12 protein-coding genes are annotated in these 12,719 nt (G+C 64.5%); 6 read left to right on the plus strand and 6 right to left on the minus strand.

The window, feature by feature from the left end; all coding sequences use genetic code 11:
• Positions 1-65 precede the first annotated feature (65 nt).
• The 5 genes from ACWGQ2_RS00595 to ACWGQ2_RS00615 form a co-directional block, all read right to left on the minus strand.
• Positions 66-1,058 (minus strand): hypothetical protein, encoded by a 993-nt coding sequence (locus ACWGQ2_RS00595; RefSeq protein ID WP_452013215.1) that lies wholly within the window; start codon positions 1,056-1,058, stop codon positions 66-68.
• On the minus strand, positions 1,055-1,945 hold the full coding sequence (locus ACWGQ2_RS00600; RefSeq protein WP_452013218.1) for a hypothetical protein: 891 nt from the start codon (positions 1,943-1,945) through the stop codon (positions 1,055-1,057). Before ACWGQ2_RS00600 ends, ACWGQ2_RS00595 begins: the two co-directional genes overlap by 4 nt.
• Positions 1,945-2,742 (minus strand): signal peptidase I, encoded by a 798-nt coding sequence (locus tag ACWGQ2_RS00605; protein ID WP_452013220.1) that lies wholly within the window; start codon positions 2,740-2,742, stop codon positions 1,945-1,947. Before ACWGQ2_RS00605 ends, ACWGQ2_RS00600 begins: the two co-directional genes overlap by 1 nt.
• Complete coding sequence (locus ACWGQ2_RS00610; protein WP_452013222.1) at positions 2,742-3,296, minus strand: hypothetical protein; 555 nt, start codon at positions 3,294-3,296, stop codon at positions 2,742-2,744. Before ACWGQ2_RS00610 ends, ACWGQ2_RS00605 begins: the two co-directional genes overlap by 1 nt.
• Before the next feature lie 84 nt (positions 3,297-3,380).
• Positions 3,381-3,908, minus strand: coding sequence for an alternate-type signal peptide domain-containing protein (locus tag ACWGQ2_RS00615; protein ID WP_452013225.1), 528 nt, complete (start codon positions 3,906-3,908; stop codon positions 3,381-3,383).
• A gap of 344 nt (positions 3,909-4,252) precedes the next feature.
• Here ACWGQ2_RS00615 and ACWGQ2_RS00620 point away from each other — a divergent pair, with 344 nt between their 5' ends.
• The 3 genes from ACWGQ2_RS00620 to ACWGQ2_RS00630 all read left to right on the plus strand — a co-directional run bounded on the left by ACWGQ2_RS00620 (position 4,253) and on the right by ACWGQ2_RS00630 (position 8,085).
• Entirely contained in the window at positions 4,253-5,650 is a 1,398-nt protein-coding gene (locus ACWGQ2_RS00620; protein ID WP_452013227.1) for an NAD-dependent succinate-semialdehyde dehydrogenase, read from the plus strand.
• 315 nt (positions 5,651-5,965) lie between these two features.
• Complete coding sequence (locus ACWGQ2_RS00625) at positions 5,966-6,295, plus strand: hypothetical protein (protein ID WP_452013229.1); 330 nt, start codon at positions 5,966-5,968, stop codon at positions 6,293-6,295.
• Positions 6,296-6,375: 80 nt separating this feature from the next.
• Positions 6,376-8,085, plus strand: coding sequence for a sensor histidine kinase (locus ACWGQ2_RS00630; RefSeq protein WP_452013232.1), 1,710 nt, complete (start codon positions 6,376-6,378; stop codon positions 8,083-8,085).
• Between the two features lie 37 nt (positions 8,086-8,122).
• Here ACWGQ2_RS00630 and ACWGQ2_RS00635 read toward each other — a convergent pair whose 3' ends face one another.
• On the minus strand, positions 8,123-8,962 hold the full coding sequence (locus ACWGQ2_RS00635) for a response regulator transcription factor (protein WP_452013235.1): 840 nt from the start codon (positions 8,960-8,962) through the stop codon (positions 8,123-8,125).
• A 131-nt stretch (positions 8,963-9,093) separates the two neighbouring features.
• On the opposite strand from ACWGQ2_RS00635, the gene ACWGQ2_RS00640 reads away from it, so the two are divergent.
• The 3 genes from ACWGQ2_RS00640 to ACWGQ2_RS00650 are packed head-to-tail and all read left to right on the plus strand — an operon-like array spanning position 9,094 to position 12,718.
• Positions 9,094-10,785: an ATP-binding protein gene (locus ACWGQ2_RS00640; protein ID WP_452013237.1), complete on the plus strand. Its 1,692-nt coding sequence runs from the start codon at positions 9,094-9,096 to the stop codon at positions 10,783-10,785.
• A gap of 11 nt (positions 10,786-10,796) precedes the next feature.
• Positions 10,797-11,369, plus strand: a complete 573-nt coding sequence (locus ACWGQ2_RS00645; protein WP_452013239.1) for a VanZ family protein — start codon at positions 10,797-10,799, stop codon at positions 11,367-11,369.
• Between the two features lie 35 nt (positions 11,370-11,404).
• Positions 11,405-12,718: a UDP-glucose dehydrogenase family protein gene (locus ACWGQ2_RS00650; RefSeq protein WP_452013241.1), complete on the plus strand. Its 1,314-nt coding sequence runs from the start codon at positions 11,405-11,407 to the stop codon at positions 12,716-12,718.
• The last annotated feature ends 1 nt before the right edge of the window (position 12,719 follow it).

Consider the following 12,719-nt stretch of genomic DNA (forward strand, 5'->3'; position numbering starts at 1 on the left):
CGTCTACCGGCGTACCCTCAGGCAGCACCGAAGAATAATAGCGAAACCAGCCCCGCTCCGGGCACTTACCTAAACGTTTCACCGGTAACTTCGCATCCGTGGTCATACATGTTGCCCATCCGGTACGTGACGTAGGCGGGGTCACCGGCCGAGGTGCCGTTCATGGGCTGGACCCGAACGACGTATTTTCCGGTGGTATCTGCTATCGGAAACCGGAAGGACGCCGAGGTGGATGCAGTCACGACGTCGGCGCCATGGGTGCGGGAGGAACCTGCCGCCGGCCGGATACTCACCCGATACGACGTTGCCCCGGGCACGGGGGTCCAGGCCAGCGGCAGCTCAGCCGTGGGACTGGTGTTGTTCAACGCGGCCAGACGGCAGGTCAGGGCAGTGAACGGCAGTGGTGACAGGACTACGCTCCGCTCGGTGTCCCTGGGGTCAAAACAGTTGTTGGTTTCATAGGCACCATGCTGGAACGTCAGGTACAACGGATCACCGCCGGTTGTTCCCTTCATAGGCATTACACGGATGACATACCTGGTGTAGAAGGGTGCCTCCTGCACCGCACGGTCATCCGGGAAGACGAAGGTCGCGTGCGGAGAACCTACGGTCTGGCTCGGCCCGGGATACGTGTATCCGGCGGACAGAGACTGCACACTTACCACGTAGCTCGTTGCGGTAGACAGGTTGGGCCAGGAGACCCTCAGGCCAATGGACTTTGGTTCCTGGACCTGCACCCGGCCGCAGGTAATCCCCGACGGCTTGCCTGCCCACGCGGTTTGGATGTTCGGTGTGACGGCCCCCGGTGCTCCGGGAGCCGGTGTCGGTGCAGTTGTCGGGGCGGGCGTCGGAGTCGGTGTGCTTTGAGGCGCACCAGCCACCACTGTCACCTTTGCGTCGCCCCGCTGGCTCCAGAAGGCGTAGGCAGCCGACCCGCCGGCCGCCAGAGCGATGGTCAGCACGAACGCAACCGTCGCCGTGCGCGAGCCGGGCAGTGCCCGCAGACGGGCGAGGGGGCCCCCGTTCCTGCCGGAGCTGCGGTCACGCTCGTCGTTCATGAGGTCCTTCGGGTAGTGCTGATCCTCCGGTATGCGGTGCCGGCAAACGCGGCAGTTACCGCAATCAGCAGGGCCCCCACCAGGGTTCGGGTGATGGGTTCCACTGTACTTTCAATGAACGACGCCGGGACCGGCACCGTCACCTCGCCGATCCGCTTGGGCAGGACCCCCGGGACACCGGGCGCCGGAAGCGCTGCCGGTCCGTTGAAGGCGGGCCGCATGGCGGGGGCACCAGCGACGACGGCGACGGCAGAGTTCCGGTCAACCCGCGGACCCGGAGCAGCCTGGCTGACGGGCATGGCTGCCGGGTTGCCGGGAACAGGGCTTACGCCGCTGCACGCTGACCTGCCGCCGGGACCGGCGGAGTCCAGCAGCAGCCGAAAATCGAATTCTGCCTGCTTGTTTCGTGTCTGGTTGCCGGCTTCGAGCACCAGCCCGGCCGTGAAACTCAGCTTGACGGCCTCGCCCGGTTCGAGCGGTTCACGGACTCCCAGGTCCAGGCAGGAGCCGGCGTCGCCAAGGGGCTGCTGTCCTGAGAGGGAAACTCCGTCGACGGCGCGTTCCAGCACCAGTGCCCCGGAAAGCTCCGGGTCCATGGCGGTGGTGACAGCTGCTACGGACAGGTGGGCCCGCTCCCGCCCGGCGTTCCGGACCCAGAGTGTTCCATCGGATGATCCACCCGGTATGTACCGGAGAGCGCTGTCAAAAACAGTGCCGGCGGCGGTGGACCCGAAGTTGCTGCCGTCCAGGCTTAGTTGCAGAAACTGATCGTCGGCGGCTGCGGCAGGTGCCCCGGTAAACGCGGCGGCAGTGAGAAGTGCGGTTGCGGCTGCCGCGCCGGCAGCCCTGGCCCGGAGGCGGCTGCGGGCTACGGAACCAGGATTCATCAGACCCGGACGCCTTGGCCTGCGGCCGCAGTTGTCGCCAGATGATGGCCGTGTTCGCAGTCGTCGCAGTCGAAGAGGACCAGGTCATGGGCGTCAACCAGACCGGCATCGGAATGCGCGGCGCGGTGCCGCGGGCTGTGGCCGGTTGGAACGGTGATGACCGGGCTGAAGCTGTCCGGAGTATCCAGGACTTCCGGCGTCCCGGGGGTCTCGGGGAATTCCGATGACGACGCCGGGGTCTCCCCGCGGCGGCGCTTGGCCTGCAGGGTTCCGCGAACCATCGCTACAACGCCGTAGCCGAGCAGCCCGACGGCAGCCCACTGGACGATCTCGCCTCGGTCGCTGTTGCCCAGGCTGTTGGCCACGAATCCCACGTAGGGAACGGCGTACCAGAGCTTCCCTCGGATCTGGACTTCCTGGACCGGGAACTCGTCCGCAACTGAGTTGTTGTCACCCTGGGTGGTGAAGGAGCGTTCGCCGTTCTGGCCGGCGCTGATGCCGATGATGCGGTGCGTGATAACCGTGGGCTTGCCGGATTCAATCTGGAAGGTGATCACGTCACCCACTTGGAGTGTGTCGACAGGCGTGGGCTTCACAACCAGGAACGTGCCCGGAGCGTATTTGGGTGCCATGGAGCTGGTCAGCACGGAGTAGGTCTGGGAACCGGTCAGGAGAGGCACGACGACGAGCACCAGGGCGGCCAGAGCTGCGAAGCACAGTGCCACGAAGCTGGCGGCGCTGCCGGCCATCTTCAGGACCCGGACCATGGGGGCGTCGGTGCTGTTTCCAGTTGACATCAGCGTTCCTTACCTATCTGTACGACTTCAAGCGGGACGGTCAGAGCTACTTGCTGACCTTGAATACTGGCCGTTTCGGCCAGGCTGATCTGGAAGCAGAACACGCCGGCCCCGCCTTTGGGGATATCGGCAGTGTCCGCTGTGGAGGCCTTGTACGCTGCGGCGGTGCAGGCCGCCGGGTCGGTTCCGGGAACAATCCGGTGTTCGACTCTCCAGGGGCCGGAGGTGATCGGGGTGCCGGCCGAGGCCCGAATCGTGAACTGGCCGCCTGCATTGGATTTATTCGCCAGTTGCACTCCGGTGAAGGCCGAGGCGCCGGCGTTGACCGTACCTGCGTTGAGTGGCACCGTGCCTTTGGCACCGCTGTCCAATGTCATAAGTGAGGTACCGGCCGAACTCGTCATCTCTACGTCGAAGCTGGCTGCCTGGATGGTGCCGGCGTTTGCGGAAACGGCTTTGTTCCAAAGTGCGTAGCTCCCCTGGACGGTCAGAAGCCCGAGTACGACGGCGGCGAGGACGAGTCCTGCTGCTTTCAGTACTCGAGTGCTTTTCATGAAATGACTCTCCGGGGAACAGGCTGTGCGCGGAGCGTGTGCGCCACGCACAGCCAGGGGTTAGAACAGGATGGAGCGGCGGGATCAAGACCGCTTGTTCGGGTCCATCTGCGAGAGCTTGTAGACGATGTTGGCCAGGTTCGCCGTCGCATTGACACTGCTCTGATTTGCAGCGTCGAAGGCGAACGTAGCGGATGCGGTCACCTTGCCTTTTTTGGCATTGTCGGGGGTCAGCACGCCGTCTTTGAGAACAACGCCACCCGCGTCCGTGAACTTGGGACCTTCAACCCTGACGTCACCGTTGGCGAAGGTGCTGGCAGGCACGCCGTCAATTCCCAGCGTGGCCTTCATCTGGTCACCGACGAGCGTCACATCCAGCTGCTGGGTGTAGGTGAGCGTCTCACCCGGAACGATCTTGTACGTCGTGATGTCCACCACGGTGCCGCTGATGTTGCTGGTCCAAGTGCCCTTCGCGGGTTCTTTCAGATCCAGGGTGCCGGCAGCGATGGTTCCGGCCTGTGCATTGGCGGTGTCATTCCATACAGCAAGCGTTCCGCCGCCGCCGAGGAGCAGTGCCACGCCTACGCCGGTTGCCAGTGCGCCTTTAGCCATCTTGTTCATTGTGTTCCCCTTGTTCCTGATTCCAACGCCCGGTCGGGCGGTTGAGACTTTTCGGCCCGGGAAGGTTTTCCCTGCCGCTGAGGAATACTTTGCTGGGCCGAACTCAAGGAATTTGGCGGTCTAGCCACAGGGTTCCGAAAACATTCGGTCAAAGCTCAAGGCCCCCGCAAGCGCCCCTCAACATCGGCGCAATCCGAAGCTCAAGTCCATCCCAAACCACGGATTCCGTATCCAGAAAGCCTCTGCAGTACGTCACCATGCGGAATTTTCTTCCCTCAGCACCCTTTTCCCGGCAGAATGGCAAGCACCCATATACATGCGTAAGGAGTACGGACGTGAGCACCGCTTCCACTACATCGGCGAAGTCCTACCGGGTCATCAACCCGGCAACAGGCGAACCCGGCGAAGAGTTCCCCCTGGCCACCGATGCCGAAATCCAGGACGCACTGGCGGCGTCGCAGGCTGCCTTCGATTCCTGGCGCGAAGTTCCCATCGAGGAACGCAGCAAGATCGTCACCCGCATCGCGGAGCTGTTCACCGAGCGCAAGGATGAGCTCGCTGCAATCATCACCGAGGAAATGGGCAAGCCCCTGCCGGAGTCCGCAGGCGAGGCCGAGTACTGCACGGAAATCTTCGAATACTTCGCCACCGAGGGCCCCTCGCTGGCCGCGGACCAGGAGATCAAGGCGATCGGCGGCGGCCGCGCCGTCATCCAGAAGCTTCCCGTAGGCCCGCTGCTGGGCATCATGCCGTGGAACTACCCCTATTACCAGGTGGCCCGCTTCGCAGCTCCCAACCTGATGCTGGGTAACACCATCGTCCTTAAGCACGCCGAGTCCTGCCCCAAGTCGGCCCTGGCGATCCAGCAGATCATGGACGACGCCGGTGTGCCCGCAGGCGTGTACCAGAATGTCTTCGCCAGCCACGGCCAGATCGCTGACATCATTGCCGATCCCCGGATCCAGGGCGTCTCCCTCACCGGCTCCGAGCGTGCCGGTGCCATCATCGGCGAGCTGGCCGGCAAGAACCTCAAGAAGGTAGTGCTGGAGCTCGGCGGATCCGACCCCTACGTGGTGCTGGACACCGACGACGTCAAGGAAGCAGCTGCCAACGCCTGGGCCACCCGCCTGGAGAACACCGGCCAGGCCTGCAACTCCAACAAGCGCATGATCGTCGCCGAGGACATCTACGACGACTTCGTCGCCGAGCTGACGAGCCTGGCCAAGGACCTCAAGCCCGGCGATCCGGCCGAGGCAGCTGAGGGCACCTACGGGCCGCTCTCCTCCCGCTCCGCAGCAGAGGGCCTGGCCGAGCAGATCCAGGACGCCGTCTCCAAGGGCGCCACCCTGCACGCCGGCGGCACCCTGCAGGACGGCCCCGGCTCCTACCTCGCCCCGGCTGTGCTCACCGGCATCACCCCGGAAATGCGCGCCTACCGCGAAGAGCTCTTCGGCCCGGTGGCCGTGGTCTACAAGGTCGGCAGCGACGAGGAAGCCATCAAGCTCGCCAACGATTCCGACTACGGCCTGGGCGGCGTCGTCTTCTCCACCGATGAGGAGCGCGCCCGCAAGGTTGCCCAGCAGCTTGAGGTGGGTATGGCCAACGTCAACGGCGTGGGCGAAGGCGCCGGCATCCCGTTCGGCGGCGTCAAGCGCTCCGGCTACGGCCGTGAGCTGGGCCCGCTGGGCATGGACGAGTTCGTCAACAAGCGCCTGTTCTACATCGCTGACTAAGTAACTGCAGCAGCGGACGACGCCGGCACCCGCCCTGGGTGCCGGCGTCGTCCGCGTTGTTACGGGGCTGAAATCGAAATTTCCGTGATCTTGAGCCTGCGCCGGGTCAGTTCCTGAGCTTGGCCTGTCAGTGTCTACGTATTGATCGGCCCCGGCTCCTCCACAAAGGGAGCGCACCCCCAGGAGGACCAGCTTGTCTCCCCACCCCAGCACACCGGCAGGACGCGCCAACCGCGCCTGCGGTGCTGCTCCCGTTTCCCGTTGCGCGGCATGATCGCGTTGGATAACCGCCCCGCCACCCGGAGACTTGTTTCCGTGCGCGCGCTGCGGGACCTGAGCGACCAGCTCGGCCCCGGAACCTGCCAGCAGTTTGTAGGCGACTATATCCAGCTCTGGGACAGCCGCTATTCCCGTCTGGTTTCCGCCCTTCACACCACGGACTTTCCGGCAGCGATGGATGTGGTGCTGAGCATCAAGACTGCCAGCCAGATGGCCGGCGCCGAGCGCCTCGCCCGGCTCGCGGCTGATGCCCAGGCTCTGGTCCGCAAACAGGACCGTTCCGGCCTGGCTGCTCTGCTGGAACCGCTCGAACAGTGCGGCCAGGAGACCATGGACGAACTGCGGCAAACCCTGCACGTTCTGTAATCTTCCGGCACATCGGCAGGCCTTCAGCCCATTTGGTTTAACCTGAAATAAACCAGCTCGCGGGAAGAGGACCGATGTCGGTGAGAACGTGGCATATTCCCCCGTCGCTGGATTTCCACCGAAGGTTCGGCCGGCTCTCGCCCCGCCGTCAGGTGCTGTGCGCCCAGCTTCCCCTGGTGGCGACGCTCGGCGTCATCGCCCTCGCCTGGACTGTCCTGTTTCCCCAGCTTTTCCACTCCCCCGGTGTCCTCGCCGGGCTGGGCATCGTCGCTGCCGCCACCGCTGTGGCCGGATGCGTGCCGTGGGGACAGCTGCCGCCCTGGTGCACCTGGGCCGTACCCCTGCTGGACCTGCTGGGCATCGGGTTCCTCTACTCGGGCGGACAGGGGCTGATCACGGGGGTGTCCCTGGTACAGCTCTTTCCGGTGATCTGGCTTGCCTGGTCCAATGTGGCTCCGCGCGCCGCCGTCGTTCTTACCGTGCTGGGTTCTCTGGTGATTGTCTGGGGACCGGTCTTTGCCTCAGACGGACCGGTGGAACTCGAATCACTCGCCGCTCCCATCCTTGTGCCTCCGATTCTCGGTGCCGTGGCCTACGGCTGCGCCGCCCTGCGGCTTGAACTGAATACGTGGCGGGAATCTTTGCTGGCCAAGGACGCTGAGCTCGAGGCCGCGCTGGAGGACAGCAAGCACCGCGCCCAACTGCTGGACGGGGTGCTGAACGCGATCGGCGTCGGCGTGCTGGTGGTGGACGCAGAAGGCCGGGACGTTCACCGCAACACCGCCCAAATAGTCCTGGACGACGCCGGGATGCGGGCGCGGGACATGGCCGGCCGGATCGTGAAAATCTTTGAGTCCGACGGCGTGACGCCGGTGCCGCCGGAGGAACTGCCCGTACGGCGCGCGCTCAAGGGTTCTTTCAAGGACCTGCAGATCTGGGCCGGCGGCCCTGAGGGCGGGATGGCACTGAGCATCTCAGCCAGGACGCTGCGTGCGGACGACGGCCGGGTCACGGGCTCGGTAATCGCTTCCACGAACGTCACCGCCATGGTTAAGGCCCTGCGCAGCAAGGACGACTTCGTCTCCAGCGTCTCCCACGAGCTGCGCACTCCCCTCACCTCCATCCTCGGCTACCTGGAGATGGCCTTGGACTCGTTGTCAGACCCGCAGGCCCCGGCCGAGCGGATTGCAGGCCATCTTCAGGTGGCCCAGCGCAACGGCGACCGGCTCCTGCAGCTGGTCTCGGATCTGCTGGCCACGGCCGGCGGCTCCGGAACCATCACTCCCGTCCCGCTGCTGCTGGCCGGACTCGTGGCGGACCGTCTGCAGGCCGCCGGGCCACGCGCCCGCGCCGGGCAGGTAACGCTGGTTAACGCCGTGCCGCCGGGTCTTACCGCGTACGCGGATCCCAACCGGCTCTGCCAGGTGCTGGATAACCTGCTCTCCAACGCGGTGAAGTACACACCCGACGGCGGCACGGTCACGGTGAGCGGCGAGATCGCCGGGAACCGGACCGTCTTCACCGTCCAGGACACCGGCTTGGGTATGACTGAGGAGGAACAGGCCGGGATGTTCACCCGGTTCTTCCGGACCGAGGCCGTGCGCCGGGCAGGCATTCCCGGAGCCGGGCTGGGCATGGCCATCAGCAAGGGCATTGTGGAAGCACACGGCGGAGAAATTACGGTGCGGAGCACACCAGGGGAAGGAACAGTCTTTTCTGTTTCGCTGCCGTCAGGCACCGATACAGATGCTGTCAACGAGTCCGGCCGTGCCCTGGCCGGCGGCGCGTAGCATTTCCCCCCGGACCGTGCCGGGGCTGGCCGGAAGCCTAGACCGTGACGTCGCCGGCCGGAGCCAGCCGGTAGCCCACGCCGCGGACCGTTTCCAGCCAGCGCGGGGAGCGGGAGTCATCCCCGAGCTTGCGGCGCAGGTTGCCCACGTGGACTTCTACGGTGCGCTCGTCTGCCTCAGAGATGTAGGACCCGGTGTGGTATTCCTCCCCGCGGAGCCGGCGGACCAGGTCGGTCTTGCTGCGCACACGGCGGCCGGACTCGAGCAGCGCCTGCAGCAGGTCGAACTCGGTGCGGGTGAGGTCAACGTGGCGTCCAGCCAGCATGGTGGTGCGGGTTCCGGCGTCGAGCACCAGTCCGTTGTGGCGGAAGACGTCCGATCCTTCCGGAGGAACCGGGGTGGCTGCCGGAACAGCCGACTGCGAGCCGGAGACCGGGGCAACGTGCTGGGCCGCCGGAGCGGAAGGGATGGCAGGCTCCCCGGCGCCGGGTGCGGCAGCGCCTTCCTTTCGTGGACGGCGCATCATGGCGGAGATCCGGGCGCGCAGTTCGCGCGGACGGAAAGGCTTGGTTACGTAGTCGTCGGCACCGGCCTCCAGGCCCATCAGGGTGTCGAGTTCCTCGGCGCGGGCTGTGAGCATCACGATGTAGGCGTCGCTGAACAGGCGCAGCTGGCGGATGACCTCAAAACCGTCGATGTCCGGCAGGCCCAGGTCCAGGGTGACCACGGCGGGATTGTGCCTGCGCACTGCCTCCACACCCTCCGACCCCGTGGGGCTGGCATGGACTTCAAAACCGGACTGCTGAAGCACCGCATGCAATAGATCGCGGATGTCTTTGTCGTCCTCAATAATGACCGCTACACGCTGCGTTTCCATACTGATGCGGTTATTCCTGTCCTGCGAGACCGAAGATAAAGCGAGACCTGCTTGTACCCTTTTGGGCATCTTACAGCCTTGGGCGATAAGCTGAAGACCCCATTAAGTTCCAACTGCAAGGTAGCGGGCCCATGTCCAGCTTTAAGGGCAGGGCCCTTTCCATGCTTGGTATCCAGAAGGATTTCCACGAGCTCAGCCTCCGCCTTCGTGTGGCGCTGAGCCAGCTGCCCCTGTTCACCGCTGTTGTGCTGCTGCTGCCGCTGGTGCTGGCCATAAAACCGTCAGCATTCACGGACCCCGTGTTCCTCACCGGGCTGGTTCTCATCGGCATTCTCTCCGCCCTTTCCGTAGGTGTGCGGTGGGACAGATATTCGCAGCCTGCGTACTGGGTCATTCCAATACTTGATTTTGCGGCGATCGCTTTTCTCTACAACGCAGTGCGTCCCGAAGTCACGGGTACGGTGCTGTTGTCCGTTTTCCCGGTTTTCTGGCTGGCCTGGTCCGGACATGCGCCGCGGACGGCGGCGGTTCTGACGGTGCTCGGTTCGCTGATGATCGTCTGGTCCCCGCCGGCACTGGCCGGCAGCACCAGGCCGGGAGATTATTTCTCGGTGCTGATGATCGCGGGCGTAAACCTGCTGGTACACAAGGCTGCCTCCGTCATGACGCTCTCCGCAGACGGACAGAAGCGGGCACTGGAGGAGAAGGACAGGGCGCTAAAGCACAGTCTGCAGGACAGCCGCCGGCGGGCGCAGCTGCTCGACGCGGTGCTGGAAGCGATCGACGTCGGCGTGATCGTCCTGGCCAAGGACGGGCACGTGATGCTCATGAACTCCCGGCAGCTGGCCACCCATTCACTGGCCCTGCCGCCTGAGGGCGGTGATACCGAACCGGACCTTCTCATCTTCCAGGAGGACGGCTGCACACCCGTTCCGCCGGAAGAGCGGCCGCTGGCCCGGGCCATGCGACGGGAAGCCTTCTCCGACTGTCTGGTCTCCGTTGGCCGCGGCCCCGGCCAGCGCGCAATGGCGGTCTCTGCCCGGCCGCTGCTGGACGAGCGCGGGGACTTCAACGGCTCTGTGGTGGCTTACAGCGACGTGACGGACATGCTCCGTGCGCTGCGGGCCAAGAACGATTTCGTGGCCAGTGTCTCCCACGAGCTGCGCACTCCCCTCACATCGATCATCGGTTACCTGGACCTCGCCCTCGACACCGGCGACGGCCAGCTGCAGCCCCAGCTGCACAGTTCCCTCTCCGTAGCGCTGCGGAACGCCGAACGTCTGCTGGTGATTGTTTCTGACCTTTTGACGACGGCGTCGGGCTCAGTGCATCTGGAGCGTACACAGCTGTGTCTCGGGGAGCTGGCAGCGTCCGCTGCCGAGGCTGCCCGGAAGCGTGCCGCCGCCGCCGGCATCGAACTGCGCACCGACATCCCGGAGCCGGTGCCGGGGTCCTTTGACCCGGTGCGCGTTCAGCAGGTACTGGACAACCTGCTCTCGAATGCCATCAAGTATTCGCCCGGCGGCGGAACGGTGACTGTCCGCGTCCGTGGCAGCCGGGAGCTGGCGGTCCTGGAGATCGAAGACCAGGGCATGGGTATGACGGAAACGGAGCAGGCCGAAGCGTTCAACCGGTTCTTCCGTTCCTCCGCGGTGAAAAAGGCTGCCATTCCCGGCGTCGGGCTCGGCCTTGGCATCACCCGGGACATCGTGGAGGCACACGGCGGGCGGATCACCGTCTCCTCCCGGCCCGGCGCCGGCAGTGTGTTCCGTGTTGAGCTGCCCCGTGAGTCCATCGCCCTCGGATCGGCGACGGCAGGGTAATCTCGTCCTCGGTGCGCTGTGCACCGGTGTTTGCGGCGGTTGCCGCCGAACCAACCGAGGTCCGAAGACATGATGCACCACGCACCGTTCCGCACGATTCGTTCGAACTGCCGGCACCGGTGAAGCCCAACGCCAGTCCGTTTGTCCGACGGCGTTTCTTTCCGGCTGCGCTCTTCGCCTTTTACCTGGCAGCCCTGGCCGTCATCGCGCTCTGGCCTTCCCCAATCGATTCAGGTGCAGCCGGCAGTTCGCTGCGCACCGTGCTGGACTGGCTCAGGGACCACGGAGCGCCGGGCTGGTTCAATTACGGCTTCGTTGAGTTCAGTGCCAACGTTGTGCTGTTTGTGCCGTTTGGGCTGATGGCCTCCGCCTCGCTTAACCGCCGCTGGGTGTGGACTGTGCCGGTTGCAGGCTTCTGCATCTCCGGTGCAATTGAGTTAGGCCAGTTCCTTCTCCGGCCGGAGCGCTTTGCAACACTAAGCGATTTGGTGGCGAACACGCTGGGGGCTGCGGCCGGAGCTGCCCTCTACGCCGGATACCGGATTGGTGTCAGCAAAACCGAAAACTACCGTAGACAACACTGATATGCGCATCTATGGTGACCCCCAAGGGGGGAACCATGCATATTTCGGTAGTAGGCTGTGGCTACCTTGGAGCCGTTCACGCGGCTTCAATGGCAAAGCTCGGCCACCACGTAGTGGGAATTGATGTCGATCAATCCAAAGTGGAGGAACTGGCCTCCGGCCGGCCTCCTTTCTTCGAGCCGGGCCTACCGGAACTCCTGGCAGAGACGCTGTCATCCGGTCGTCTGACGTTCAGCACCGAACTGTCGGCGGCCAAAGGGTGCTCAGTTCACTTCGTCTGCGTAGGGACTCCGCAGCTGAAGGGTGAATATGCAGCTGATCTCCGGCACGTCGACTCTGCATTCCGCTCTTTGACCCCCTTCCTGGCGCCGGGGGACGTGGTCGTGGGGAAGTCGACGGTGCCTGTAGGCACGGCTGCGCGTCTGGCCGAGGAACTTGCCGAAGCCGGCACCGGTGCCGTGCTGGCGTGGAATCCCGAGTTCCTCCGTGAGGGCCATGCCATCACGGACACACTGACGCCTGACCGGCTGGTCTACGGTATTTCGCAGGGAGAAATGCATAGTCAAACAGTGGCGGCCCTGGACGAGGTGTACGCTGTCCCGCTCAGGAACGGCACTCCAAGGCTCGTGGTTGACTACGCCACCGCAGAACTCGTCAAGACAGCCGCGAACTCATTCCTGGCCACAAAAATCAGTTTTATCAATGCCATGGCTGAAGTATGTGATGCCGCCGGAGGTGACGTTACGGCTCTGGCTGACGCGATCGGGCTGGATGACCGCATCGGACGAAAGTTCCTCAATGCAGGAGTTGGATTTGGGGGCGGCTGTCTGCCCAAAGACATCCGTGCTTTTATGGCCCGTGCCGGAGAGCTTGGCGCGGACCAGGCACTGACGTTCCTGCGCGAGGTGGACGCCATCAACATGCGGCGCCGCACCCGTGTAGTTGAAATGACGCGCGAAATCTGCGGAGGATCTCTCCTAGGCAAACGAATAACCATTCTTGGTGCTGCGTTCAAGCCGGACAGCGATGATGTGCGGGATTCCCCGGCGCTGAGTGCCGCGGCGCAGATGCAACTTCAGGGCGCAACTGTCACAGTCACTGATCCCGAAGCGTTGACCAATGCCAAGGGGAGGTTTCCCGAGCTGGGCTACGAGCCGGTCACCGAAAACGCGATCCAGGACGCGCACGCCCTCGTTCTTCTTACGGAATGGCGGCAGTACCGCGAGCTGGAACCCAAAACGGTTTCCGGCTGGGTGGCGGAGAGGAACATTGTCGACGGACGAAATGTCCTGGACCCGGCGGAATGGAGAGCTGCGGGCTGGACGTACCGGGGCATGGGGCGGCCCTAGC

The organism is Arthrobacter sp. NPDC055585, from assembly GCF_053619115.1.